Consider the following 24,959-nt stretch of genomic DNA (forward strand, 5'->3'; position numbering starts at 1 on the left):
TTATATTTCCAATGCAAATCCCAGGACGATGGTCAGGAAAACGATTTGTCCATAGATGAAAATATTGCGTGCCGTACTTCCCAACACCCTGTTGAGTTCCCTGCCGTGGTTGATGGCTTTCAGCTGCCGGTAGGTAGTATGGTGCATGGCTGCGTAGACGGCGTAGAGGGGGAGGGCGAAGGTAGAGGTGTCGCGCACTACGGCATCGTGGATTCCCATGCCCATCATGATGGCGAGGGGCACATACCCCAAGAGCAGATAGAGCCAGAGTGCACTCTTCTCGTCCCATCTGTCGATTAACTTGACGATGAGTGTGCGTTTGCCAGCCTCGCGGTCGTTGTCTCTGTCGCGGAAGTTGTTCACCACCAAGAGTGTGTCCACCACCAGTCCGCAAGCGATAGCGGCCATCACCACCTCAGTACTTACTGTCTTGTAGCCCTCGGGCATGATGACATAATAGGTGCAGCACACCGGTACGATGCCAAAGAACAGCAGCACCAGTATGTCGCCCATGCCGTGGTAGCTGAAGGTTGTGGTGTAGAGGAAGCAGAACGCTACGCAGGCCACTCCCACCCATATCATGGCCATTCCTCCGTAGATGACGAGTGGCAGACCGATGGCGCATCCAAGGAGCGTGGTCACGATGATACCCGTCTTCATGGCGCGTTCGGTGATCCATCCTTCGGCGCAGGCCCTCTTGGGGCCTAATCGTGTCTCGTCGTCATTTCCCCGTTTAAAGTCGAAGTAGTCGTTCACGAAGTTGGAGTCTATCTGCATCACCCATGCGAAGAGCAGACACAGTAGGGCTGGTATGTGCAGGATGTGAGGCTGTGCAGCATCGCCAACAGTTTCCATCAGATAGCAGTCGCGCATAGCGAGTGCGATGGCTATCAGTACGGGTACAGCCGCAGCCGACAGCGTTTTGGGGCGCGCTGCCAAAAACCAGGCCTTTATCGAATTTGTTGCAATCATCAATTGAAGAAGTTCCAGCTAACACCGAATCGGAACACGCTGCCATTGAGCGGATAGTGGGGCACGAAGAAATAGTTCTTGTCGCCCGAACCCTTGTTGACGTGTGTCATCATTACGAAGAAACGTGTATGCTTGATGTGTACGTTGGCATAGACGTTGACGATGGGGTAGTTGCCCACTTTCACATTCTTGTCGCCATTGTCCTGTACGGTGTACTGACTCAGCGCAGGCGAATAGTCGGGGGCCTCATAGCTTGTGAAGTATCTCACGTCGGCACCCAGGTCGATGTTGAGCACCTTCACCACAGGGAATTTCAGATACAGGTTGCTGTACACGTTGAGCGCAGGCACGGGGATGACGTCCGTCTTGCTCGAGTGCTGATAGGTAATGACGTTCTCCCAGTTCAGTATTCCCCATCTCACGTCCTGGAACAGCTGGGCTGTCAGCAGGTTGACGGGGCTTCCGCTCTGCTTGGCCTGCACCGTTACTCCCGTACGTGCCGCCTGGTTGTTGTCTGTCACGTTGTAGCTCTGGCTCAGGTAGGCATAGTTCTTTATCTCGTCCACAGCCACTCTGAGCATCGTCTTTGTCTTGGCAAACTTCAGCGTTCCCATGATGCGTGTGTGGATAATCTTGTCGAGGTCGTTCTCCCACCAGAAGTGACGACCGTGATAGTTGCGGAAGTAGAACGAAGGAGTGATTCTGTGGAAGAAACCACTACCGATGACCGACAATGTGTCGCCGAGGAAGGGGATGTTCACGTCCACGTCGCCGTCGACCGCCAGTGTTCCTGCATCCTCGCCAGCCACACCGATTTCGGCCACGGCATTATAATGCAGCAGCTTGCCCTGTCGCTTGCTCAACTGTCCGCCCACACTCACCGAGTGCTCGTTGTATTTCATCACGCCGCCCTCGGTGTCAGGCAACTCGAAGTGGCGCAGGTCGTAGCTCACGAAAGCCTTCAGTCCCGCTTTAGCCCACTTGCTGAATCCCTCCAGCGTAGCCAGCGCCAGGGTGTTCTTCATCTCCCAGTGCTTGGTGTTGTCGTAGATGGAGTCGCCCTCGTATTTTCCCGCCGTGTAGTATTCGTTCAGATAGTAGTCGGCAGGTGTCTGATAGGCGATATAAGTACGGCTGTAGTTGTCGAACTTCAAGGTGTGTATAAAGCTTGTCACCGGCACGTATTCGTTTTTCATCCAGGCCGTGTCCTGAGCCGCCTTCTTCTCCTGTGCCATGATGCTGTCGGCGGCGCTCTTACCGTTCACGGCGATGCGCTCTGTCGGCTTGGCATCCTTCTTGTCGGCAGCAGGCTCGTCGCCCGCTATCTTTGCGTCGTCGGGTCGTCCGGCAAACTTAGGTGTCTTGCCGAAGGCATCCTCGTCGAACTTCTTGCCCTCCTGGCGAGCCTTTTTCCTTGCCTCCTCCTTGGCGTCCTCGGCGGCATTCTCCTTTTTCGAGGCCATGGCAAACTTCTTCGCCTTGATCTCCTCGTCGGTCATGCGCACCTTTCTGTTGAATCCCACATTGTACCTGTGGTTGAAGAACACGTGCACGCTGTTGTTCCTGTTCCAGTTCTGCTGCAGCACGGTAGGAATCTCGTTCTCGGCATAGGTGTCTTCGAAGAGTTCTGGGTGCTTGATGTAGTCGTCGTTGGTGATTCCGCCGTTCTCTGTCGCCTTTTGGTGCAGGGTAGAGAAGAGCAGGTGCGCCTGGTATCTGTCGCCTATGTACGATCCCCACATGGTGTACTTGAAGTGCGAGGTGCTCTGGCTGTCGTAGTAGCCACGTCCGTACTTATAGTCGAATCTGAATCCCATGCCCAGTCGTTTTCCCGCATTGACGGCAAACATCGCCTTGAAGTCGTCCTCGCCGTTGGTACGGTTTCCGCAGCTGTTGAGCGTCACGTTGGTGATTGGCGAATAGGTGTTGGTGAAGTGGAATTCGCTGACGGGCGTGCTGATGCAGTCGAAGGGCTGTGCGAAGATAAACTGCCCCTGGTCCAGCCGTCGGTCGATAAAGATACGGTTGATGCGGGGCGAGCCCAGATTGCCCAGCGAGTTGTATTCTCCCCTCAGTCCCGAGGTGAATGGGGTGTTCATGTACATGTGCTGCAGGGTGTCCACCTGTGCCTCCTGTCGGTCGCCGAATCGCTCGTCTATGGTCCACACCTTCAGTCCCTTGGGTATTTCTTTGTCCGACCCTAATGAGTCGGTTCTGACGTTCCTGTTGTTGACGGGTGCAAACATCGAGTCCTCGTTGTTGCTAAAATCGGTTTGTGCCACGACAGGCGATGTCGCAGCACAAAACAGAGTTATCGTAAGGATTACTTTACTTTTCTTCATCATTTTCTGAATAGTCGAATACATACTTCGGCGATTTTCACCACTACTCCTACGAGCAGAACTACGTAGGCAGGTGTGTGTGTGTCCATTGTGTACCACAGCGTGATGCCCACGATGACCAATAGGATGAAAGCCGTGTTCAACTTGTTGCGCACTTTCAGGTTGGTCGGGTCGCTGTAGTCCAGTCGTTTATAGTGGTGGTGAGGTCTCACGGCGTAGGTTGTCTTCTCCTGAGCCTCTTGCTGTTGCTGCTCATTGTTTTCGGCAGCATTGTTGTTATTTTGTTCTGTTGTCATATTGCGTTTGTTACTGTTCTATTCCCTCGAAATTTATTTCACCAGAGCTGCTATTTCGTTGAAAATCTGGTCTTTTCTGTCGATGGTCTTCTTGCGGAACTTACCGAAGATGCGTGCCAGGTCGTTCTTTTTCTTGGTCAGCGCCACCTTGTCGATGATCACCTCTTCGGCTGGCAGTTTGAACCCGGTCTGTCTTCCCTCCTCATAAATATAATTAATGTGGTTGATCGACAGGCTCACCTTTCCATCTGTTATCTTGGCGATGAGGTTATATTTGCATTCTGTTCTGTCGAGCGAGATGAAGGAGTTGCTGAACACGAGCCATTCGTCCATCGTGTTTACGATGATGTGTTCGTCTTTGTTCACCAGCGCCATTCGGCTTGCCTTGCTCTCTTTGTCGTGAGTCAGGCCGCTCATGTAGTCGAACACCAGGTCGTAAAGCTGGGCTGCGCTCTTGCCGGGGGCTTCTATCTCTGTGTCAAACACGATTTTGCCCTGTTCGTCGAAGGTGATGGCGCCTTCCAGGTATTTGGGGTCTTCCTTCAGTTTCGCGCCGTTAACCTGAGCTGCAGGTTTAGGTGTCTCCTTCTTTGTTGCCGTAGGGATTACCCATCCCGAGCCCTGCGATGCTGTGGTGGCAGGAGCAGGAGTCGCTGTGGTTGCTGCAGGAGCCGCTGTTGTTGCCGCAGCACCATTGGCTTCTGCGTTCAGTCTTGCCGCCTCTGCCTTCAGTCTTGCAGTCTCAGCCTCAGCTTCCTTTATCTGTTGCTGTATCTTTTCGGCCTTGGCTTTTGCCTCCTCAGCCGCCTTTCTCTTAGCCTCTTCCTCTGCTTTTTTCTTGGCAGCTTCGGCAGCAGCCTTTTGTTTGGCAGCTTCCGCTTCCGCCTTCTTCTTGGCAGCTTCCGCCTTCTGCTTGGCTTCCTCTACCGCCTTTTTGGCTTCCTCAAGCTTTTTCTGAGCCTCCTCCAACTGCTGTTGGGGTGTGAGGACACTTTGCGCTTGAACAGACATCAAGGGCAAAAATAAGAGTATGGAAATGATTAATTTTTTCATGATGGTTTCACCTTAGGTTTGCGGAAGATGAGGGATTCAAACCCCCGATACCCGGAAAAGGGTATACCGGATTTCGAGTCCAGCGCATTCGGTCACTCTGCCAATCTTCCTTTTCTTTAAAAAAACAAATGCAAAAGTAATACTTTTTTCTTATTCCACAAAGAAAATGAACATTTTTAACACTAATAACTTGAAAAACGAAAACGCGAAGTGAAAGCCATATGTCTTGAAGGAATATTTCCCCCCAAGGAGTTAAGGGAAGTTAAAGGAGGGTTAAGAGAAGTTAAGGGATTAATGTCTTTATGGACATGCCCCAAACTCCCATTCCAAAAAGGCTGTTGTCCCTTAACTTCCCGAACGACCGAAGGGAGTGATAACTTCTATAACTTCTGAACTTGCGAAAGTTATAAAGGTTAGTGTTTGATTTTGAAGATGACGAAGCAAATAGTTTTTTTTATTTTCCCAACTGGGGATTTTTTTTCTCCAGTTAGGGAAGTGATTGAAGATGTCTTTTGGAATCATAATCAAATATTCGTAAACTGTCCTTTATTACAGCCCGAATCGGCCACGAGGTTTTTCATCATACCGAATAATTCCTTCCAAATGAGGTCGGGATAACGAAATTTTGCCTCGCTAATCTGCGCCCCGAGTATCGGAAACAGCATCGGAACCATCGGTTCGTGCATATCTTTGGACACTTGCGAGAGCAACAGTTGAACACATTCTATACCTTTTCCGAGCCGAAGCATGGCTGGTGCGGTCGATTTACTGATGTCGTACTTTGATTTTTGCACGTTTTGTGTCATTTTTTTGTTAGAAATCAATTGCCTTCTGGAATATTGTCCACAACAGAAGGGTTAGTTAAACAAATGTAAACTGCTGATTGATAGCCTTTTAGGTGAAGTAGACAAGAGAATTTGAGATTAAAATCTTCCAATTCCAGTTCTTCCAATTAATTTTTCGAGCATTCTTTTTTTCTTATATATTTATATATATATCTGATTATTAGATAGTTATATAGTCTATAATAAGGGATTTGGAAAAATCAAATGCTAATTGGAATATTGGAAGAACTGGAATATTGGAAGATTTCCGTTACCCCGTGTCCCTTTTCTCTCCGAGGCCTGTCTATCTCTTCAGCTGCCATTCCACGTGCGCCGTCTGGGCGAGCATTGCAGAAGAAGTGGCTGATCGATATCAACATTTAATTGACCGACAACAAAATAGATGGGTCATTTAAGCGTTATTATAGAATAGAGGAGTTATTCAAAAGATTCATCTCAGGAGATTTCTTAGGAATTTAGGAGTTTTTCCAGAAGTTAAGGAGTTAAGACAAATGTCTTTTTTCAAGAATTAGAGAATTCATATCTGCGCATTTGATTTAATGAGAACCAACGGTCGCTGGCTGAAGGGTAAAGCAATTACAGGAAGCATTGCGATTGATAATCAACCGACAAACGTGCTGCTTATGATTCGAATATCAAGCAAGCTTTCAGCAGCTAAATGGTGGCTTTAGTCGCCCAAATCTCTAATATCTCATTAATTCCATATCAGCAAGAGATTCTCAAATTCTCTAATTCTTGACAAAAAATGGTTTTCTTAACTCCTTAGTGACGGTGAAAAAAGAAGGAACAGATATGAAGAAATGGCATTTGTGGTTGGCGGCATCCATAGGACTGGTGGTTATCGCTGGAATGATGATCAGAGAGTTCGATGTGGATGCATTGAGCAGTATCGACTTGTCTCCGGGATTCTTTCTCGGAGTAGGAATGGCTGTGGGACTTTTCGCCTTGCAGAACCTGATGCTCAGTCTGCGGTTTCAGCATCTCTGCCATCGCAGGCTGTCGCTCATGCAGAGCTTTCGGGTCAACGTGCTTTGCGAGTTCACCTCGGCTGTCACTCCCTCGGCTGTAGGCGGTAGCGGACTGGCTTTCGTGTATCTGAACCGCGAGGGCGTGACGATGGGAAGAAGCATCTTCACCATGTTTGCTGCCCTACTGGCCGACGAGGCTTTTCTGGCCGTGAGCTGCTGTCTGCTGTATTTCCTCGTGCCCTCGCATCTGCTCTTCAGTATGGTTGACGGCGTGGGCGTATCGGCCGATGTTGTCAACGAATGGATCAAGGGCGGCGTGCAGGTGGTCTTCATCGTGAGCATGTTTATTGTAGCCGTATGGACAGTCATTCTGTATGTGCTGCTCCTGCATCGTCCACAGAGTTTGGGATGGGTGCTGAAGGCTTGTTGCAAGATTTCTGTGCTGCGCCGATTTTTGCCCAAGGTGGAGAAATTCTCTGTCGACATGACTCTGGCTTCGGAAGAAGCCCGACAGGAAGGATGGCGATTCTGGCTGCTGCTGATGGGTTATACTTCATTGGCTTGGTTGGCACGATTTGCCATCGTCGTGGCTATCTTGCTGGCTTTTCAATGCCATGGAAACATGCTCCTGGCCTGGTGCCGACAGTGGGTGATGTGGATGATTTCCATCCTGAGTCCTACGCCGGGAGGAAGTGGTGTGGCTGAGCTGATGTTCCGCCTGTATTACTCCGACTATCTGCCCGAAGCATCGGTTGCCATCCTTGCCGCCATGCTCTGGAGGGCTGTCTTTTATTATCCCTTCTTGGTGATGGGCACACTGGTGTTGCCCAAGTGGATAGGCAGGAATGGAACCCGTCAGAAATTGAGATAGAGGCGGGCGCTGAGCGCGGTGAAGTTGCCGTCGTCGTTGTGGATGAACTGGAAGGAAGGCTGCACGGCTATGGCCTTGGTGAATTGTCGTTTCCAGGTGAGTTCCAGCGAGTATTCATCGCCTTGCTGGAATTGGGCGTATTGTCCCGACACGCCGCACTCGTTCTTCGCGTCCAGATAGGCGCCGCCTATCTCTGCATAGCGGTAGCAGGCGTTCTTGCGGCTTGAATTCTCTGAATATTGCACCATGCACAAGATATTCTTTTCGCCCGATGTCCACAACTTCTGCTCTCCATAGAGCCACCAGGCAAAGGTGGTTCGTGCCAATGAATTCTCATCCGTCGAGGTTTTGTTCGGCGTATTCTCATCTGTCGTAGTTCCATTTGTTTGAGTCATTGTCGAGGCAGTTTCGTCTTCCGTGACGAAGGGCTGTTGTCGGGTGTGAACAGCTATGCCGGCATAATATTCTCCGCTGCGATGGGTGTACTCTATCTGCGACATGTTGAAGATGCCGTCCGTCTTGGGTTTTATCAGGAACGGATTGTCGTGGGCTGTCCAGCCATTGTAGCCTGACCCGTTGTAAAGGCTGTTGCGGAACGTCCATCCCTTTTTGGTGATGTCGAAGTAAAGGGTGAGTCCAGAAAAGGGATAGTTGGCTATGGGATAGCTGGCAGCCACCGTGGGAAAGATGCCACAGGAGCTGTTGGTAAAGAGCGCCGTGATGGGGGATGTGAAGAAGTCTTCGTTCACATTCCTCACACCTATAAACAGATGGCCCGAGTTCCACTGGTGCATGAAGCCTAAGACGGCAATGGATGCCAGCATGTTGTCGGCATCGATGTTGGAGAATCCCTGCCAGTCACCAATGACGCTTTCGCCGGTCTTGGCGAGGTGGAGCGTGGCTGCCTCTATGGTGTTTCTGTCGCTTCCTAAAGGAACACTCAGGTCAAGGCGCAACAGGTTGACCCAGTTGGTGTTCTTGTTCATGTCCCATTGCCATTCTGTAGTATATTGTCCGCTCAGTTCCTGTGCCTGCAGCATACTGGTGGCTATACATCCTAAAATAATCAAATAAATTCTCTTCATTCTTAATGTTTTTGTATCTTTATAGTCTTTCTTCTTGCATAGAATCTTGTTTCAGACTCTCTCTTTTTGCGTCTCATGGTTGGGGGTGTTGGGGCTTGCCCTAAGAGTTTGGGTTGTTCTTGTTTTTGCGTTTGCAAATATACAATGATTTTGTTTTGTTTACAATACTCAAAAATTGGTATTCTTCTTTTCCTATTTCTTTATTTAGAATCCGTCTAATACCAACAAATGGGGATTAGACGGATTCTAAATAGTGATTATCTTTTCACTGCACTTTCGTACATCAAGAATTTTGGGGAGTTGAGGCATCGTTTTTGTGGAAGTTATTGTGGTCTGCCTTCATGAGGTCATCGGGAGTAAGGCCTTTCTTGGTGATGGCGCCTTGGTCTAAGAGAAAGGCACGCTTGGTGGCTCTATGAAAGCTTGGTTGCCCTGATAGTCGATGACAAAGAGAAAGGGCTTGCCTTCCTTGCCTAATTGATTGATGCGATGGATGATTTCTTTTCTCATATATTGTGATTCCCCAATGGGGCATTTGAATGTTCGGAATGTAAAGATACGATATTTTTTGCGAAATAGAGAAAAACTGCATTAAAGAATACAACTGATGCTAAAAAAAACAATTGCGAAAGACAAAAAAAAGCGATGACCTTCACAGGCTACCGCTCCAAATCTTCAATAGGTATTAGTTCCTTTTAAGGTAAAAAGATTGTTTTCAGGATAACGATGGCAAAGATACGGCCTTTTTTTGATACAGCCAAACTTTTTCTTGTTTATTTTTTGATGTTTTTGCTGTGTGGGCGCACAATTTGTTTTATTAACAGAATTTAACTTGAAAAATTATGCAATCGTTTACATTAGGCTCCTTTTTGATAATTTTAAGTTAGCGAGTTTTAAGTTGATAAGTGTTATGAAAAAGAAAATAAAAAAAGTGCAAAAGCCGTTGTTCGCGACTCTTGCACTTTTTTTTACTTCTTCAACTTTTTGCAGGTGTACGCAAGTTAAGAGAAGTTGTCATTTGTGAGAAGTTACCACTCCCTTCGATCGTTAGAAGTTAAAGCCAACAACTTTGGAGGAAATGTTTGATGTTTAGTGTTTAATTTCTATTCCACTAAAGCATTTTCCTTAACTCCTTAACTTCTTCAACTCCAGAGAAAATCTCTTAAAAAGCCTCTTACTGCTTGTTGTTCTTGATCTTCTCCACGTAGGCGTCGATGACAGCCACGGCTGTGATGTTGACGATGTCTTGCACGCTTCCCTCAGAGTCGGTGAAGTGGATAGGCTTGTTAAGACCCATCTGGATAGGACCAATGATCTCGGCTTCTGGGTTGAGAGCCTGCAGGAGCTTGTAAGAAGCGTTGGCGCTGCTCAGGTTAGGGAATACCAATGTGTTGACATCTTTGCCCTTGAGGCGAGAGAATGGATATTTTTCATCGCGCAATTGCTTGTTGAGTGCGTAGTTGACCTGCATCTCACCGTCGATGGCAAGGTCGGGGTAAATTTTCTGCATCTCTGCCACAGCCTTGTGAACCTTGACAGGTGAACCTGCAGCATCGGTACCGAAGTTGGAGTAGCTCAGCATGGCGATGACAGGTTCCTCATTGAAGAACTTCACGGTGTGAGCCGACAACTTGGCGATATCGGTAAGCACGTCCTCGTCGGGGTGACGGTTGATCAATGTATCAGCTATATAGAATACTCCCTTCTGGGTGTTGAGAATGTGCATGGTACCGAAAGTCTTGAACTCAGGACGAATGCCGATGACTTCCTTTGCCACCTTGATCGTGTTGGAGTACTTGGTGTAAAGACCGGTGATGAAGGCATCAGCGTCGCCTTGCTCTACGAGTGACATACCGAAGTAGTTGCGCTCATACATCTTGTCGTAAGCCTCCTCGAAGGTGTAACCCTCGCGGGCACGCTTCTCTGCCAGGTGCTTGGCAAATGTGGCACGACGGCCCTGCTCATTGTCTGCACGCATATCGATAATCTCGATGTCGCTCAAGTCGAGCTTCAGACGAGAAGCCACACGGTTCAGACGATCGGGGTTGCCCAGCAAGATAGGCTGGCAAATACTTTCGGCCTTGGCCTGTACGGCTGCTTTCAGCATGGTGGGGTTGCCGCCTTCGGCGAATACCACGCGCTGAGGATGCAGGCGGGCTGTGTCGTGCAACTTGCGGGTGAGTTTTGTCTCCTGACCTAAGAGCTCACGCAGGTGCTGCTTGTAGCCTTCCCAGTCGGTGATAGGTGTGCGGGCTACACCGCTTTCCATAGCAGCCTTGGCTACGGCTGCACTCACCTCTGTGATAAGGCGTGGGTCTACAGGTTTTGGAATGAAGTATTTAGGACCGAAGGTCAGGTCGTTGACGTGGTAAACATCGTTCACCACATCTGGAACAGGCTGCTTGGCCAGATCGGCGATGGCACGTACGGCAGCCATCTTCATCTCCTCGTTGATGGCACGTGCGTGAACATCGAGCGCACCACGGAAGATGTATGGGAATCCGATCACGTTGTTGATCTGGTTTGGATAATCGCTGCGGCCTGTTGACATCAATACGTCTGGACGGCTTGCCATAGCATCCTCGTAGCTGATTTCAGGTACAGGGTTGGCGAGGGCGAAGACTATAGGAGAGTCCGCCATCGAGCGAATCATGTCCTGAGAGAGGACGTTGCCCTTGCTGAGTCCTACGAATACGTCGGCACCCTTCACTGCTTCCTCGAGAGTATGAACATCACGACGGTCGGTAGCGAAGAGCTTCTTCTGCTCGGTCAGGTTCTCACGGTCGCTGGTGATGACGCCCTTGGAGTCGAGCATCACAATATTCTTTACCTGTGCACCCAAAGCCACATAGAGCTTGGTACAGCTGATGGCTGCAGCTCCGGCTCCGTTGACTACGATCTTTACGTCAGCAATATTTTTGCCTGCTACCTCAAGGGCATTCTTGAGACCTGCAGCCGAGATGATGGCTGTGCCATGCTGATCGTCGTGCATCACAGGAATGTCAAGGGTGCGCTTGAGTCTGTCCTCTATATAGAAACATTGTGGAGCCTTGATGTCCTCAAGATTGATTCCACCGAAGGTAGGAGCAATTTTCTCTACAGCTTCGCAGAATTTCTCGGGGTCTTTCTCTGCCACCTCGATGTCGAACACGTCGATTCCACCATAAATTTTAAACAGCAGACCCTTTCCTTCCATTACTGGCTTGCCACTCATGGCACCAATGTCGCCAAGTCCCAGTACGGCTGTTCCGTTACTGATAACTGCCACTAAGTTGCCTTTGTCTGTGTACTTATAGACTGAGTCTGGGGTTTGCTGGATTTCCAAACATGGATAGGCTACACCAGGAGAGTAAGCCAAACTCAAGTCGGTTTGGGTGTGGTAAGGTTTGGTTGGCTTTACCTCGATTTTGCCAGGTCGATTGTTCTCGTGATAGGCGAGAGCTGCCTCTTTAGAAATTTTTACCATAATTATATAGCGGTTTAAAGTTTTATATTCTTACAAAAATTATGCTTTTTGTGCACAATCTCATATTTTTTGTGCAAAGGTAATAAAAAACTAATGAATAATGGTAGGTTTCTTTGATTTTTTTTGTAACTTTGCGAAGAAAAAAAGTCGAAACAAGAAAGAAAACATACGAATACTGCAATGAACATAACAAATGACTATAGGCGTGAATTGAAAAGCAAAATTATTGAATACGCCATGAATGAGTTTCGTCAGAGGGGAATTAAAGCTGTGAAAATGGATGAGATTTCTCGGGGGCTTCATGTGTCTAAGCGTACTGTGTACGAGATTTTTGGCGACAAGGAGGAACTGCTGTTGGCTGGTATAAGAGCTCAGGATGAGGAACTTAGAAGAATGCTTGATCAATTTGCTTCTGAGAATAATCACAATGTGATTGATATCATTTGTTATTTCTATCGCGTGCAGATGGAGTTATGTGAGCAGGTGGGCGTCAAGTTTTATGAGGAGATACAGCACATGCCTCGTGTGGTGGCTTACATGAAGTCTGTACACGAACATGAAGTGGAGGACAGAATGCGCTTCTATGAGTGTGGGGTGAAGGAGGGCTTGTTCCGTAGTGATATTGACTATCCTTTTATCTCGAATGTGGGGCACATCACCATGAATGAGATTATGCACCTTCAGCTTTACCGCATGTATTCCATGCAGACCATCTTCGACAATTTCTTTATGGTCATCGTTCGGGGAATCTGCACGGAGCGGGGACTCGAATTGCTTAACAGAGGAATGGGGCACGCATAGCGGAGCCCTTTTTTCGTGTCCTTTTCTTTCTGCTGTTTTTTACGTTTTTGTCTTTAAAAAACTTTGTTCGTTTTTTAGCAAGTTTGGAAGTTGTAGAAATAATATCGAATTATTTGTCCTTATACAGCCATGACAGGATTTTGTTGATGGTGTGGCTGTAGAAACGGAACCATCTGTACTTGGAGACAGGTTTTCCGCCAAAGCTGAGAATGAATTCACGGAAAGGATTCCTGTGCCAGGGAAGTCCTACATCCATAAAGTAGATGTGGTTATAATTGTGCTCGTAGGCATACTGTATAGCGTTCCATACGACCATGGTGTCAGGGTGGAGCATGGAATAGGTCTTTCTTTTGGCGGCTAAGTAGCACAGGTAGGCATTGCCTTCGGAGTAGACACAGGCGCAACCGCCTATGTTTTTCCCTCCATAGGTGGTAAGGAAAATCTTGGCATTGTGGCTCTTTGCCATTTCTTGGAAATATTGCTCGTTGGGAATATGTCGGCGAGGCTTGAAACGGTAGTATCGTTTCAGCAGTTGATGGAACGAGTGGATGTCTTCCCTGTTGGTTGCTGTCTGGGTAATGATACCCTTGTCTTTCAGCTTTTTGATGCGCTGCTGTATTTTCTCTGAGAGCCTTTCCTCGGGCACCTTGCTGTGGAGCGAGTTGTGAACCTCCTGCCAGACAACGGGGAAGTAGCCCTGCTGCCTGAAGGCGCGGTAGCCAAACATTTTCTTTCTGATGCCCGAGAACTCAATGTACAGACACAGTCGGCGGTCGAGCCGCAGAGTGATGGCCTGCAGCATTTTGCAGAAGAACTCCTCCTTGTAGGCTTCGTTGGCATAGATTCCTTCCTCGTGCGCGTGCGCGTGTGTATATATATAAGGAGGAAACCAGTTTCCCTTTCTGTTCACTGCCACAAGAAGCTGCGCCAAAGTCTGTCCCTCTTTGTTGGAAACTACAACCATATAGGGAGTACAGCCGGGAGTCTGTTCGTAGATAATAAACAACTCACGGCTGTGAAAGTAGTTGCCTTCGAGAAGAGTTGGCAAGTCTTTCGATTTTGTATAAATATCAATACAACATTCGTTCACATGGCAAAAATAATAAATTATTTCTAAAAAAGCAAGTATGATGCCTCTCATATCCAATCTTTTTAGTATTTTTGCACTATTATGAAAGTAATATTGATTGGAGCGGGCCGGTTAGCCACTAATTTGGGCAAGGCTCTCTTGGAGGCAGGACACGATATCCTGCAGGTTTATAGTCGCACGATGGAGTCGGCCAGCGCCTTGGCAACGCTTGCTGGTGGAGCTCCTGTTACCGAAATCGAAAAGGTGCGCAAGGATGCTGATGTGTATATTATCTCAGTGAAGGACAGTGTGTTGCCCGATCTTGTGCAGGCGCTCTGTTCGGGCAGGAGTACGAAGGTCTTTCTTCATACAGCAGGTTCGGTCAACATGGACGTGTTTGCCGGCATGGCGCTTCATTATGGTGTTTTCTATCCTATGCAGTCGTTCTCGAAAGAGAAGACGGTTTCTTTCCATGATATTCCCTGTTTCGTAGAAGCAAATGACGACTATGCCCGCGACGTGCTGATGCAGTTGGCTCAGGGGTTGACAACTAAAATCTATCAGCTGTCGAGTGAGGATAGAAAGTATCTGCATCTCTCGGCAGTCTTTGCTTGTAACTTTGTAAATCATTGTTATGCAGTTAGTTATGATATTCTAAAGAAGCATGGTATTCCTTTTGATGTGATGCTTCCGCTTATCGATGAGACAGCCCGTAAGGTGCATGTGCTCACGCCTCAGGAGGCTCAGACAGGACCTGCTGTCAGGTACGACCAGAATGTTATTCGTGCACAGTCTTCGCTCTTGCGCGACAATCCCTTGCTCAAGGACATCTATGAGCGTATGAGTATGAACATCCACAGAATGAGTGAGGAGAAGTAAACAGAATACGATTATGATCAATTACGATTTGACAAAGATAAAGACCGTGATATTTGATGTCGACGGCGTACTTTCACGACAGACCATTACCCTTTCTGCCGCGGGAGAACCCCTGCGTACAGTCAACATACAGGATGGTTATTCCATCCAGTTGGCTCAAAAATTGGGGCTCCGAATCGCCATCATAACAGGCGGCACCACCGAGGCCGTACGTAAGCGTTATGCCGGACTCGGAGTGGAGGATATTTACATGGGGTGTGCTGTCAAGGTTACTACCTATAAGGATTTCCTGACCCGTTATGGTCTGCAGGATGAGGAAGTTATCTATGTGGGTGACGATATTCCTGATTACGAAATCATGCGCCTTTGCGGATGTCCTTGCTGTCCTGCCGATGCCTGTCCCGACATTAAGGGCATTTCCGCCTATGTGTCATCGCGCAAAGGAGGCGAAGGTGTGGGACGCGACATTATAGAACAGGTGTTGCGGGCACAGAACAAATGGCTAGCCGATGCCAAGGCGTTTGGATGGTAGAGAGATAAGGTGTTTGATAAGTATGTTTGGACGTTCATAATTCCGGGTTAAAGAAGATAAGATAAATGAAATATAAAATCATATTAGCGAGCAATTCGCCTCGCCGTAAGGAACTTTTAGCAGGACTCGACATTCCTTTCGAGGTAAGGGTGATGCAGGGTATAGACGAGAGCTTTCCCGATACGCTGAATGCGTATGATACGGCTCTGTATATAGCTCGCAAGAAGGCTGATGCCTATCAATCACTTCTTGAAGAAGGTGATGATAACTTGTTGGTTCTCACTGCAGATACGGTTGTGATAGCACCATCTGACGGTTTTCTGAACGACCAGGAATGCAAGGGTGTTATCTTAGGTAAGCCTCACGATGCAGAGGAGGCTTACAGCATGTTGCGTATGTTGAGTGGAAAGACCCATCATGTGGTGACGGGCGTTTGTCTCACTACACGTGAGCTGCAACGTCAGTTCTCCGTAGTGACCGAGGTGAGTTTCAAAAAACTTGACGAGCAGGAGATCAACTATTATGTAAATCATTACAAACCCTTCGACAAGGCTGGTGCCTACGGCATCCAGGAATGGATAGGTTACGTGGGATGTGTGGGTCTCAAGGGCAGTTATTTCAATGTGATGGGACTGCCTGTGCAGCGCATTTATGAGGAACTCCGAAAGATGGAGGAACTGAAGAAATGAAGCGGAATCTCGTGGTTGCAACAGGATGTTCTTGCAGCCTAACTGGAGTAATTTAGATTTTTTAAAATAAGATTTTCCTCTATGTCGTAAATAATAAGTATCTTTGTGCGTTTTATGTAACTAACGAGTATTATGACAGACGACGTAAAGGTTCGGGTGAAGAAGGTCTTGGACGATTATCTTGAGGCCTGTCAACACCGCAAAACCCCTGAGCGTTATGCTATTTTGGATGCTGTGTACAGCATTGACAAGCATTTCACGCTGGAAGAATTGGGGGAGTATTTATCAAAGAGTGGCTTTCGTGTAAGCCGTGCTACGCTTTACAATACGATTCATCTCCTGGTAGAGTTGAAGCTTGTCGTAAGGCATGGATTGGCGCAAGGCACTAAGTATGAAGCGTCTTTAGGGCGCGAGAATCATGTGCACCAAGTGTGTACGGTTTGCGGAGGTGTGACCGATATTGACGCACCTTTAGTGACTCAGGCCATTGGACAGACGCAGTTGCACGATTTCAGGTGTGATGAGTTTGCACTCTATATCTACGGACTCTGTGCTGCCTGCCAGAACAAGCAGAAAGGCAAGGCTGCCGGTCTGTGAACATGGTAAAGAAACTTGAATTATAACAATATATAAAAATGAACACAGGTAAAGTTGATGTCCTGCTCGGATTGCAGTGGGGCGACGAAGGTAAGGGAAAGGTGGTTGACGTATTGACCCCTAAGTATGATGTCATTGCACGTTTCCAGGGTGGTCCTAATGCCGGTCATACCTTGGAGTTTGAAGGCCAGAAGTATGTGCTTCGCTCCATCCCATCAGGTATTTTTCAGGGTGGCAAGGTAAACATCATTGGTAATGGTGTGGTATTGGCTCCCGACCTTTTCATGCAGGAGGCCAAGGATCTTGAGAAGAGCGGTCACGACCTGAAGAGCCGTCTCTATATCTCTAAAAAAGCACATCTCATCATGCCTACTCATCGTGTGCTCGATGCTGCCATCGAAGCCTCTAAGGGTAAGAACAAGGTGGGAACTACAGGCAAGGGCATTGGTCCTACTTATACCGACAAGGTGAGCCGTACTGGTCTGCGTGTTGGCGATATTCTGGATAACTTCGAGGCTAAGTATGAGGCTCATAAGGCAAAGCACCTCAAGCAGATAGCTTCGCTCGGTTATACTGATTTCGATATCACAGAAGTAGAGAAGACCTGGATGGAAGGCATCGAATATCTGAAGCAGTTCCGTATGGTAGACAGCGAGGTGGAAATCAACAAGGTGTTGCGTTCTGGCAAGGATATTCTTTGCGAAGGTGCTCAGGGAACCATGCTTGATGTAGACTTCGGTTCTTATCCTTTTGTCACTTCTTCCAACACTATTTGTGCAGGAGCTTGCATCGGATTGGGCGTCGGTCCTAACAAGATAGGTAATGTATATGGTATCATGAAGGCTTACTGCACACGTGTGGGTGCTGGTCCTTTCCCAACAGAGCTCTTTGACGAGACTGGTGCCAAGATTCGTGACCTGGGGCATGAGTATGGTGCGGTGACAGGTCGTGAGCGCCGTTGTGGCTGGTGCGACTTGGTACAGTTGAAATACTCTGTCATGGTGAATGGTGTTACCCAACTGATCATGATGAAGAGCGATGTACTCGACAGCTTCGAGACTATCAAGGCTTGTGTGGCTTATAAGTTGAAGGATGGCACAGTGACAACCGATTTCCCTTACGAAATTGATGATGTGGAGCCTGTTTACAAGGAGTTCAAGGGCTGGAACACTGACATGACCCAGTTTACATCCGAGGACGAGTTCCCACAGGAGTTCAAGGACTATATAGCCTTCGTAGAGGATTTCCTCGAGACACGTATCGGCATCATCTCTATCGGTCCTGACCGTGCTCAGACCATCGTACGTAAATAATTTGATAGTGTTTAATGTTTAGTGTTGATGGTTTACTTTCTGAGTAAATCATTGCGTTAGGCATTAAACATTAAACTTTAAACAACATACAGAATTAAATGGCTCAGAAACCAAGTATTCCAAAGGGAACACGCGACTTCGGACCTGTTGAGATGGCTAAGCGCAACTACATCTTCGACACCATCAAAGAAGTCTATGCCCTTTACGGATTTCAACAAATAGAAACCCCAGCGATGGAAACACTTCAGACGCTGATGGGTAAATACGGTGAAGAGGGGGACAAGCTGCTCTTCAAGATTCTCAATTCTGGCGACTATATGAACAAGGTGAGTGACGAGGATCTTCATTCTCTCAACTCACTGAAGTTGGCAGCCAAACTCTGCGAGAAGGGGTTACGCTACGACCTTACAGTTCCTTTCGCACGCTATGTGGTACAGCATCGCGAGGAGTTGCAGTTGCCTTTCAAGCGCTATCAGATTCAGCCTGTATGGCGAGCAGATCGTCCACAGAAGGGTCGTTATCGTGAGTTCTATCAGTGCGATGCCGACGTTGTTGGTTCCGACTCTTTGCTCAACGAGGTTGAACTGATGCAGATTGTTGACACCGTATTCACTAAGTTCGGTGTACGTGTGTGCATCAAAATCAACAACCGCAAGATCCTTACTGGCATTGCTGAGGTGATAGGCGAGGCAGAGAAGATCGTAGACATCACAGTCGCCATAGACAAGCTCGACAAGATAGGACTCGAGAAGGTGAACGAGGAACTGCGTAATGACGGAATCTCAGAGGAAGCCATCGAGAAGTTGCAGCCCATCATCTCACTTTCTGGCTCTAACGAGGAAAAACTGGAGGTCATCTCGCAGGTACTCGCGGGTTCAGAGACAGGACTAAAGGGCGTAGAGGAGACTCGTTTTATCCTTGATACGTTGAAGGCCGTAGGTTTGAACAACGAGATAGAGCTCGATCTTACCTTGGCTCGCGGATTAAACTATTATACAGGTGCTATCTTCGAGGTGAAGGCGCTCGACACACCTATGGGAAGCATCACGGGTGGTGGTCGTTACGACAACCTTACAGGAATCTTCGGACTCCCAGGTCTCAGCGGTGTAGGTATCAGCTTTGGCGCCGACCGTATCTACGATGTGCTGAATGCACTCGACCTCTATCCCAAGGAGGCTGTCAATTCTACTCAGGTGTTGTTCATCAATTTTGGCGAGACCGAGACTGCATACTGTCTGCCCATCGTGGGCAAGCTTCGCCAGGCAGGAATCCGTTCAGAAATCTTCCCCGACAAGGCAAAGATGAAGAAACAGATGAGCTACGCTAATGCCAAGAACATTCCGTTTGTTGTACTTGCGGGCGAGAATGAAATGGCTGCAGGCAAAGTGACTCTCAAGAACATGGAAAGTGGCGAGCAGACCCTCGTAACAGCTGAGAAACTGATTGCTACCGTGAAGTAGGAGAGAGGCGATTGCCCTTTACATAGAAAACAATAAGTAAATTACTTTTTACATAGCCCTCTGGTGTGAGGGCATAACTATTTCATGTCCATGGGCTGCGTGAGTAGGTCATGGATTTTTTACTCTAATAAAACTAATAACAGAACAAAAAAATATGAAGAAAAAACTATCACTTTTATTATGTCTTGCAATGACGCTGTTTGTCATGACGTCGAGCACAAAGATTACAACTATCTTTGTTATTGGCGACTCTACTGCAGCCGAGAAATCTAACTTCAAGGACAATCCCGAGCGAGGCTGGGGAATGGTGTTGCAGGGATTTTTCGATGACAAGATATTGGTTGACAATCATGCTGTGAATGGTCGCAGTTCCAAGAGTTTCATCAATGAGGGACGATGGCAGAAGGTTCTCGACAGACTGAAGCCAGGTGACTATGTGTTCATCCAGTTTGGTCATAACGACGAAAAGCCTAAGCCCGACCGTCATACTGATCCGGGGTCAACATTCGATGCCAACTTGCGTCGTTTCGTAGAGGAAACCCGTCAGAAAGGCGGCATTCCTGTATTGTTCAACTCTGTGGTTCGTCGTTGCTGGTATGCTGAGAACCTGAAGAATGACGACGATGAGAAGCTTCGCAAGACTGTGTTCGATGGAGAAGAGAAAATCAACAGCGATACCCTTATCGACACTCACGGAGCCTATGTCGTAGCCCCACGCTGTGTTGCTCAGGAGTTGAATGTTCCTTTTGTTGATGCTACAAAAATCACGCACGACATAGAGACTTCCCTCGGTATTAAGGGGAGCCGCAGCCTGCATATGTGGTATAAGCCAGGCGAGGTTCCCAGTATTCCTAAGGGCCGTATGGACAATACCCACTATAATGTTTATGGCGCGCGCATCATAGCTGGAGCCTTGGCAGATGCTATTGGTAAGGCTGTTCCTGATCTCGGAAAGCATGTCCGTCACTACGATTATGTGGTGTCAGCAGAAGGCCGTGGCAACTTCATGACCCTTCAGGATGCTGTTAACGCAGTGCCTGCTGGTAAGAAGACAACTATCCTCATCCTGGGTGGCAAGTGGAACAAACCCACGGGCACTCAGGGCAAAAAGATAAAGTACGTGAAGTACTGGGGTGCTAAGGTTAAGTAAGCGCTTCATCCTTTACTGCAGGGAAATGTTGGCAGAGTTTTCTCTGTCCAGCATTTCCCTTTCTTTTGCATTCTTTTTACTTCAATAAAAGCTGCGCCCTGATGAGCTAAAGCACAAGATTTTGATTGTGTCTTAGTTCTTCAGGGCGCATCTATCTTAACGGGCGCAAGAACTTAGTTCAACGAGCACAAGAAGTTAACTTAATCTATTCATGAAGTTAACTTAATCTGGTGTCAACACCGGTAACGCCATTGTCATCCGATAAGAATAAGCCTCCTTACTCCTTAAAGATGCACGTTGTTACTCCCAGAAGAAGGTGTGACTATAGGTCAATCTTAGCCATGTTGAAAGATGAGATTTTGCCGTCGGGTGAGACGGTGGCGGTAATTTTGAATGTGCCTTCCTGGGTGCTTCCGTCTGTGCGGCTTACATCCTCACGGGCAGTGAACACTACCTGGTACTCGTATTCCTCGTCGCCAATCTCTCGTTTCTTGATTTGATAATCGTTGTTAAGGCGCCAGTTCAGATTGGTGACGTCTTCTTTATACAACTTGTGCATAAAGGTGAGCACGTCGTTCTTGGTGGCGGCTGTCTTGCCTAAAAGTGAAGATAGGACATCTTCGCAGGTAGAGGTGAGTCCGTCCTCGTTGCGCGAGTTGATGCTCTGGAAGAACTTGCGGAACAGACTGCTGACCATTTGGCTCTCTTCGGGTTGTAGGTCGCGGCTCAAGGCTTTCTTCATGGCGTTCTCTGCCTCTTCGATATGTGATCCGTCGGTGTGCTGGTCGAGGTAAATCTGATAGGCTTCAGCCGTGTCTGCTTTCTTGGCTACCTGCCAGTCGATGGAGTCGATTTTGTTCCATGCCTCCTGTCTGTGGGGCGAGTTGGGGTATTTCTGCAAGTAGGCTTCTATTGCCTCTTTTGAACCGCTCACCACGGCGTTGGTCCAGTCGTTGTCTATGGTCTTGAGGGCGTTGAGGTGCGACATGATGGAGTCGATATGAGCCTGGTCGGCATCCTTGTAGGTGTCGAGATAGCTCTGAAGAACGTCCGGATCGTTGCTCTGCATGGCGTATTCGTAGGCTTCCTCTTCCTGTTGCTCGTTGGCGTTGTGATAGAAATAAAAGAGTGTGCCACAAACGATGAGTGCAAAGATGAACGAGCAAATCAAGATGGTGCGGTTGGACTTCTTCTTCTCCTTTTTGTCCTCGTTGGCAGCTGGTGATTCCGGAATGGGAGGAATGACTGTGCCTGGTTGAATTGTAGGAACTGGAGGTGTTGTTGCTCCTTTCTGAGTCGTTGGTACAGAAGGAGTGGCAACGCTTCTTGTGTTAGGACAATGACAGTTGGGACACATATTCAGATTGCTGAAATATGCAGTGCCGCAGTTGGTACAAGTGGTAATCTTGCCAGCTATCTCTACGCCACAAGTAGGACATGTGGGTGCTTTGTCGCTAACGGGGTGTCCGCATTCTGGACATTTTATAATCGCCATTTTTATTATGTTTTTTAGTTGAGTGTATATTCTTAAAATGAGATTTTCCGGGAGTTAAGACAACTGTCTTTTTTGCTGGGGATGCCAGGCATTTGTCTCCGCACTTAACATAGACCATTACACATCCTGTATTGAGATGTATTTGGTTTTAACTTTTCTAACTACTTTTTTTATTTTGCATACTTGGAAAGTTGAGTCCTTGTATTGATAGGTGAATATTTATCGGTGCCGGAATCTGATTTCCCTGAGCCTGTGGTTGCCCATGAATCGGCTCTTGTCCACATATCCGTTGACTCCATTGAGTCTGCCTTTACCCGTGTACTGCCACATCTCGAAGTCGCGTCCGTCCTTAAGAACAGGTGTGCGCTTGGTGTACTGCGCAATCATGAGTTTATAGCTGTCGAGCTTGCCCAGAAGGTAATGATCGTAGAAGTTGGCTCCCGTATAAATGAGCGGCTTCTGCTTGTAGGCTTTCTCTACAAGCAACAGAAACTTGAAAAGGGAGTCGCAGAATTGCTCTGTGTCCATTCCGCTCTTTGTCTCGACGTCTATCATGGGCAGCAAGTCCTGATCGCTTGGACGGCATTGAGCCATGAAGTTCTTGAGCTGTGTCTGCTGTGGAATGCGAGCACGGTAGAAATGGTAAGAACCAACCTTGAGTCCGTATCTGTGGGCAAGGTCTATATTCTGTTTGTATTTGCTGTCTACATTGGTCCCTCCTTCTGTAGCCTTGAGATAAACATACGCCATTTTGGTGTTGTCGCCTACGGTTTCCCAGAACACATTTCCCTGATAGTGGCTGAGGTCGATGCCATGCACATGTTGGCAAGTATCCTCACACTGTACGAACTGTGCGTGGGTGCTGAGGGTGAGTAGGGTGGTGATAATAGTTATGATGATTTTCTTCATAACTGCAAAGTTACTAAAAAACATGCTATCTGCCACCGAAGAGCGTGATTTTTTAGATATATTTTACTCTTCGATTTCAGAAAGCGAGTGGAATACCTTGTGGGTAAAGTTGCTGATGGTCTCAATGGGGGCATAAGTTATGTAGCGCATGCTTCGTCTGAGGCTCTTGCGCATGGTGCCTCCTGTTGTACGTACAAAGCCAGTGGCAGTCTGTTCGAACTCGATGTCTTTTGCCTCCTGCGTGTTGTAATAGAGGGAGCGTAGGGTGAGTTTGTAGGCGCCTTTTTCCACTCTGCGTACAAAGGGAATCTCGTCTTTTTCGAAGTTGAAGAAGGTGATGAGCACGCTGCCCTCCAGTTGAGCCATGCGCTGGATGTGGAGTTTGCGTAGCCAGGATTCTAACTTGATGAAGTCAACCTTATCGCCTCTTGTTCTGAGGTATTGTCCCAACTGGATAATGCCTCTAATACTGATTCCATTGGCGAGAATTCCGTTGATGTTGCTTACCAGTAAGCGCAACAGATAGAGCGTCTCAGTGGAGGTGTCGATGGAGTGGCGCTCCTCTTTTTGAATCTTGATGAGTCGTCTGTTCAGGAAATTATTGTTCATCAATACAGCTCCGGCAGGAACGGCATTGAGATTCTTCATCATCTGGGCTATCTTCTTTTTTTTGAAGACAGTCATAGGCTCCAGTTCTTCTTTGGTTCCGAAGTTGTCGGTACGTAACTGGGCGAAAAGGTTGCGCTGCAAAAAGTCCATTCTTTTACTATATTTTTAGGGGTGTAGGTAATTATTTAATTTTGCAAGTTCAGAAGTTATCAAAGAGTTAAGCTAATCTCTTTTCTTTATCAGCTGTAACGTCGTGGATATCTGAACAGAATGGCCATTAGTGCCGCTACGCCTATGGCCATGGGGTAGTAGAGATAGGGAAGAATGTCGATGGGGCTGATGTGCGCCAGTCCTGCTGCCAGGAGCATCTGTACGCCGTACGGGATGAGTCCCTGCACGCAGCACGAGAAAGTGTCGAGGATGCTTGCGGCCTTTCGGTTGTCAACTCCGAACTTGTCGCCTATCTTCTTGGAGATATTTCCCACGGTAAGAATCGCTACGGTATTGTTGGCCGTACAGAGGTTGACGAACGACACTAAGGCAGCAATCGAGAGCTCGGCTCCCCGCTTGTTTTTGACGTGAGCAGTTATCTTGCTGATGATAAAGTTGATGCCTCCGTTCTCCCTGATGGTTTCGAGCATTCCGCCAGCCATCATGGCAATGATGACGAGTTCGCCCATGCTGATGACTCCGTTTCCCATGGCCGAGAACCAACCGAAGAAATCGTATGAGTTCGGGATTCCCATGAGGTTTTCGATAATGCCTATGGCTCCGCAAAGAAGAGTTCCCATAGTGAGAACAGCCATCACGTTCATGCCGGCAATGGCTGTGACGAGAACCAGGAGATAAGGAATCACCTTGATGTATTCTACCTCTGCCACCTGCGTAGGAGCCTTGGTTTCTGCTCCCATGATGGCGTAGACGATGAGTATGATGATGGCAGCGGGAACGACAATGAGTGAGTTGATGCGGAACTTGTCGCTCATGCGGCATTCCTGCGTCTGCGTGGCCACCACAGTGGTGTCGGAGATGAAGGAGAGGTTGTCTCCAAAGTAGGCTCCACCCACAATGACAGCTACGGTAAGCCCTAAGTTGGCGTCTACCGAAAGTGCCAGTCCTGCAGCAATAGGAACGAGTGCTACTACTGTGCCCACACTTGTTCCGATGGAAAGAGAGATAAAACAAGCCGCCAGGAAGAGTCCTGGCAGAATCATGCTGGCAGGAAGGATGCTGAGAGCCAGGTTGACGGTAGCATCGACAGCTCCCATGGCCTTGGCAGATGCAGCAAATGCTCCTGCCAGCACATAAATCCAGAGCATAAGCATCAGATTACTGGCTCCGGCTCCACGGCTGTAGGTGTCGATGCGCTTCTTGATGGGCAGTCCTCCTGATATTGCCACAGCATAGATGCTGGAAATCATGAAAGCCACCGTAAGCGACAGATTGTCGCCCGAACCGTTGCTCCTTACCGAATGGATGGTAAAGACAGCTATCAGCAGTATCAACAGAAACAATGGCGAGAGTGCCAGTAATCCTTTCTTATTGCTCATTTTTTAGT

23 protein-coding genes and 1 tRNA gene are annotated in these 24,959 nt (G+C 47.9%); 9 read left to right on the forward strand and 15 right to left on the reverse strand.

Annotated features, from left to right (window positions below; translation table 11 throughout):
* The 7 genes from menA to F7D20_RS02995 all read right to left on the reverse strand — a co-directional run bounded on the left by menA (position 1) and on the right by F7D20_RS02995 (position 5,469).
* Positions 1-972 carry a 1,4-dihydroxy-2-naphthoate octaprenyltransferase gene (gene menA / locus F7D20_RS02970; RefSeq protein WP_158462783.1) on the reverse strand — a complete coding sequence of 324 codons (972 nt, stop codon included), beginning with the start codon at positions 970-972 and terminating at the stop codon, positions 1-3.
* The gene (locus F7D20_RS02975; protein WP_158462809.1) at positions 972-3,314 is read right to left on the reverse strand and encodes a putative porin; all 2,343 of its coding nucleotides are present in this window, start codon (positions 3,312-3,314) and stop codon (positions 972-974) included. The genes menA and F7D20_RS02975 overlap by 1 nt, the downstream gene beginning before the upstream one ends.
* Positions 3,314-3,610, reverse strand: a complete 297-nt coding sequence (locus F7D20_RS02980; protein WP_194253478.1) for a mechanosensitive ion channel protein MscS — start codon at positions 3,608-3,610, stop codon at positions 3,314-3,316. Before F7D20_RS02980 ends, F7D20_RS02975 begins: the two co-directional genes overlap by 1 nt.
* 33 nt (positions 3,611-3,643) lie before the next feature.
* On the reverse strand, positions 3,644-4,663 hold the full coding sequence (locus F7D20_RS02985; protein WP_158462784.1) for a DUF4468 domain-containing protein: 1,020 nt from the start codon (positions 4,661-4,663) through the stop codon (positions 3,644-3,646).
* Positions 4,664-4,684: 21 nt separating this feature from the next.
* Positions 4,685-4,773 (reverse strand) — tRNA-Ser (locus F7D20_RS02990).
* 235 nt (positions 4,774-5,008) lie between these two features.
* A complete protein-coding gene (locus F7D20_RS13010; RefSeq protein WP_228114085.1) occupies positions 5,009-5,185 on the reverse strand; it encodes a hypothetical protein in 177 nt (58 codons plus the stop codon).
* 2 nt (positions 5,186-5,187) lie between these two features.
* Entirely contained in the window at positions 5,188-5,469 is a 282-nt protein-coding gene (locus tag F7D20_RS02995; RefSeq protein ID WP_228114086.1) for a hypothetical protein, read from the reverse strand.
* Positions 5,470-6,300: 831 nt separating this feature from the next.
* Between F7D20_RS02995 and F7D20_RS03000 the strand changes: the two genes are divergently transcribed.
* Entirely contained in the window at positions 6,301-7,347 is a 1,047-nt protein-coding gene (locus F7D20_RS03000) for a lysylphosphatidylglycerol synthase transmembrane domain-containing protein (RefSeq protein ID WP_158462785.1), read from the forward strand.
* Here the strand turns inward: F7D20_RS03000 and F7D20_RS03005 are convergent.
* The 3 genes from F7D20_RS03005 to F7D20_RS03010 form a co-directional block, all read right to left on the reverse strand.
* A complete protein-coding gene (locus F7D20_RS03005) occupies positions 7,332-8,432 on the reverse strand; it encodes a carbohydrate porin (protein ID WP_158462786.1) in 1,101 nt (366 codons plus the stop codon). The two genes, F7D20_RS03000 and F7D20_RS03005, sit on opposite strands and share 16 nt — an antisense overlap.
* Before the next feature lie 387 nt (positions 8,433-8,819).
* A complete protein-coding gene (locus F7D20_RS13140; protein WP_262884591.1) occupies positions 8,820-8,942 on the reverse strand; it encodes a hypothetical protein in 123 nt (40 codons plus the stop codon).
* Positions 8,943-9,606: 664 nt separating this feature from the next.
* On the reverse strand, positions 9,607-11,898 hold the full coding sequence (locus tag F7D20_RS03010) for an NADP-dependent malic enzyme (RefSeq protein WP_158462787.1): 2,292 nt from the start codon (positions 11,896-11,898) through the stop codon (positions 9,607-9,609).
* A gap of 180 nt (positions 11,899-12,078) precedes the next feature.
* On the opposite strand from F7D20_RS03010, the gene F7D20_RS03015 reads away from it, so the two are divergent.
* On the forward strand, positions 12,079-12,699 hold the full coding sequence (locus F7D20_RS03015; RefSeq protein ID WP_022251432.1) for a TetR/AcrR family transcriptional regulator: 621 nt from the start codon (positions 12,079-12,081) through the stop codon (positions 12,697-12,699).
* Positions 12,700-12,808: 109 nt separating this feature from the next.
* On the opposite strand, the gene F7D20_RS03020 is transcribed toward F7D20_RS03015, so the two are convergent.
* Complete coding sequence (locus tag F7D20_RS03020) at positions 12,809-13,747, reverse strand: GNAT family N-acetyltransferase (RefSeq protein ID WP_228114087.1); 939 nt, start codon at positions 13,745-13,747, stop codon at positions 12,809-12,811.
* A 123-nt stretch (positions 13,748-13,870) separates the two neighbouring features.
* Between F7D20_RS03020 and F7D20_RS03025 the strand changes: the two genes are divergently transcribed.
* From F7D20_RS03025 to F7D20_RS03055, 7 genes are all read left to right on the forward strand, one after another.
* A complete protein-coding gene (locus F7D20_RS03025) occupies positions 13,871-14,647 on the forward strand; it encodes a Rossmann-like and DUF2520 domain-containing protein (RefSeq protein ID WP_022251430.1) in 777 nt (258 codons plus the stop codon).
* Positions 14,648-14,660: 13 nt separating this feature from the next.
* Positions 14,661-15,179: a KdsC family phosphatase gene (locus tag F7D20_RS03030; protein WP_022251429.1), complete on the forward strand. Its 519-nt coding sequence runs from the start codon at positions 14,661-14,663 to the stop codon at positions 15,177-15,179.
* A gap of 65 nt (positions 15,180-15,244) precedes the next feature.
* A complete protein-coding gene (locus F7D20_RS03035) occupies positions 15,245-15,868 on the forward strand; it encodes a Maf-like protein (protein WP_158462789.1) in 624 nt (207 codons plus the stop codon).
* 132 nt (positions 15,869-16,000) lie between these two features.
* Positions 16,001-16,465 (forward strand): Fur family transcriptional regulator, encoded by a 465-nt coding sequence (locus F7D20_RS03040; RefSeq protein ID WP_158462790.1) that lies wholly within the window; start codon positions 16,001-16,003, stop codon positions 16,463-16,465.
* 38 nt (positions 16,466-16,503) lie between these two features.
* The gene (locus F7D20_RS03045; RefSeq protein WP_158462791.1) at positions 16,504-17,778 is read left to right on the forward strand and encodes an adenylosuccinate synthase; all 1,275 of its coding nucleotides are present in this window, start codon (positions 16,504-16,506) and stop codon (positions 17,776-17,778) included.
* Positions 17,779-17,876: 98 nt separating this feature from the next.
* A complete protein-coding gene (gene hisS, locus F7D20_RS03050) occupies positions 17,877-19,238 on the forward strand; it encodes a histidine--tRNA ligase (protein ID WP_158462792.1) in 1,362 nt (453 codons plus the stop codon).
* 154 nt (positions 19,239-19,392) lie between these two features.
* On the forward strand, positions 19,393-20,388 hold the full coding sequence (locus F7D20_RS03055; RefSeq protein WP_158462793.1) for a rhamnogalacturonan acetylesterase: 996 nt from the start codon (positions 19,393-19,395) through the stop codon (positions 20,386-20,388).
* Positions 20,389-20,710: 322 nt separating this feature from the next.
* Here the strand turns inward: F7D20_RS03055 and F7D20_RS03060 are convergent, their stop codons facing one another.
* From F7D20_RS03060 to F7D20_RS03075, 4 genes are all read right to left on the reverse strand, one after another.
* The gene (locus tag F7D20_RS03060; protein WP_158462794.1) at positions 20,711-21,883 is read right to left on the reverse strand and encodes a double zinc ribbon domain-containing protein; all 1,173 of its coding nucleotides are present in this window, start codon (positions 21,881-21,883) and stop codon (positions 20,711-20,713) included.
* 219 nt (positions 21,884-22,102) lie between these two features.
* A complete protein-coding gene (locus tag F7D20_RS03065) occupies positions 22,103-22,792 on the reverse strand; it encodes a glycoside hydrolase family 25 protein (protein WP_158462795.1) in 690 nt (229 codons plus the stop codon).
* A gap of 63 nt (positions 22,793-22,855) precedes the next feature.
* Positions 22,856-23,551, reverse strand: a complete 696-nt coding sequence (locus F7D20_RS03070) for a hypothetical protein (RefSeq protein ID WP_158462796.1) — start codon at positions 23,549-23,551, stop codon at positions 22,856-22,858.
* A gap of 89 nt (positions 23,552-23,640) precedes the next feature.
* Positions 23,641-24,951, reverse strand: a complete 1,311-nt coding sequence (locus tag F7D20_RS03075) for a Na+/H+ antiporter NhaC family protein (protein ID WP_158462797.1) — start codon at positions 24,949-24,951, stop codon at positions 23,641-23,643.
* Between the last annotated feature and the right edge of the window lie 8 nt (positions 24,952-24,959).

Origin of the sequence: Segatella copri (genome assembly GCF_009495355.1) — a bacterium.
Classification (GTDB): Bacteria; Bacteroidota; Bacteroidia; order Bacteroidales; family Bacteroidaceae; genus Prevotella.

Excerpts from the sequence above, each read along its gene's own strand:
- menA (WP_158462783.1), bottom strand. The coding sequence starts at position 972 with ATGATTGCAACAAATTCGATAAAGGCCTGGTTTTTGGCAGCGCGCCCC.
- F7D20_RS02975 (WP_158462809.1), bottom strand. The coding sequence starts at position 3,314 with ATGAAGAAAAGTAAAGTAATCCTTACGATAACTCTGTTTTGTGCTGCG.
- F7D20_RS02980 (WP_194253478.1), bottom strand. The coding sequence starts at position 3,610 with ATGACAACAGAACAAAATAACAACAATGCTGCCGAAAACAATGAGCAG.
- F7D20_RS02985 (WP_158462784.1), bottom strand. The coding sequence starts at position 4,663 with ATGAAAAAATTAATCATTTCCATACTCTTATTTTTGCCCTTGATGTCT.
- F7D20_RS13010 (WP_228114085.1), bottom strand. The coding sequence starts at position 5,185 with ATGATTCCAAAAGACATCTTCAATCACTTCCCTAACTGGAGAAAAAAA.
- F7D20_RS02995 (WP_228114086.1), bottom strand. The coding sequence starts at position 5,469 with ATGACACAAAACGTGCAAAAATCAAAGTACGACATCAGTAAATCGACC.
- F7D20_RS03000 (WP_158462785.1), top strand. The coding sequence starts at position 6,301 with ATGAAGAAATGGCATTTGTGGTTGGCGGCATCCATAGGACTGGTGGTT.
- F7D20_RS03005 (WP_158462786.1), bottom strand. The coding sequence starts at position 8,432 with ATGAAGAGAATTTATTTGATTATTTTAGGATGTATAGCCACCAGTATG.
- F7D20_RS13140 (WP_262884591.1), bottom strand. The coding sequence starts at position 8,942 with ATGAGAAAAGAAATCATCCATCGCATCAATCAATTAGGCAAGGAAGGC.
- F7D20_RS03010 (WP_158462787.1), bottom strand. The coding sequence starts at position 11,898 with ATGGTAAAAATTTCTAAAGAGGCAGCTCTCGCCTATCACGAGAACAAT.
- F7D20_RS03015 (WP_022251432.1), top strand. The coding sequence starts at position 12,079 with ATGAACATAACAAATGACTATAGGCGTGAATTGAAAAGCAAAATTATT.
- F7D20_RS03025 (WP_022251430.1), top strand. The coding sequence starts at position 13,871 with ATGAAAGTAATATTGATTGGAGCGGGCCGGTTAGCCACTAATTTGGGC.
- F7D20_RS03030 (WP_022251429.1), top strand. The coding sequence starts at position 14,661 with ATGATCAATTACGATTTGACAAAGATAAAGACCGTGATATTTGATGTC.
- F7D20_RS03035 (WP_158462789.1), top strand. The coding sequence starts at position 15,245 with ATGAAATATAAAATCATATTAGCGAGCAATTCGCCTCGCCGTAAGGAA.
- F7D20_RS03040 (WP_158462790.1), top strand. The coding sequence starts at position 16,001 with ATGACAGACGACGTAAAGGTTCGGGTGAAGAAGGTCTTGGACGATTAT.
- F7D20_RS03045 (WP_158462791.1), top strand. The coding sequence starts at position 16,504 with ATGAACACAGGTAAAGTTGATGTCCTGCTCGGATTGCAGTGGGGCGAC.
- hisS (WP_158462792.1), top strand. The coding sequence starts at position 17,877 with ATGGCTCAGAAACCAAGTATTCCAAAGGGAACACGCGACTTCGGACCT.
- F7D20_RS03055 (WP_158462793.1), top strand. The coding sequence starts at position 19,393 with ATGAAGAAAAAACTATCACTTTTATTATGTCTTGCAATGACGCTGTTT.
- F7D20_RS03060 (WP_158462794.1), bottom strand. The coding sequence starts at position 21,883 with ATGGCGATTATAAAATGTCCAGAATGCGGACACCCCGTTAGCGACAAA.
- F7D20_RS03065 (WP_158462795.1), bottom strand. The coding sequence starts at position 22,792 with ATGAAGAAAATCATCATAACTATTATCACCACCCTACTCACCCTCAGC.
- F7D20_RS03070 (WP_158462796.1), bottom strand. The coding sequence starts at position 23,551 with ATGGACTTTTTGCAGCGCAACCTTTTCGCCCAGTTACGTACCGACAAC.
- F7D20_RS03075 (WP_158462797.1), bottom strand. The coding sequence starts at position 24,951 with ATGAGCAATAAGAAAGGATTACTGGCACTCTCGCCATTGTTTCTGTTG.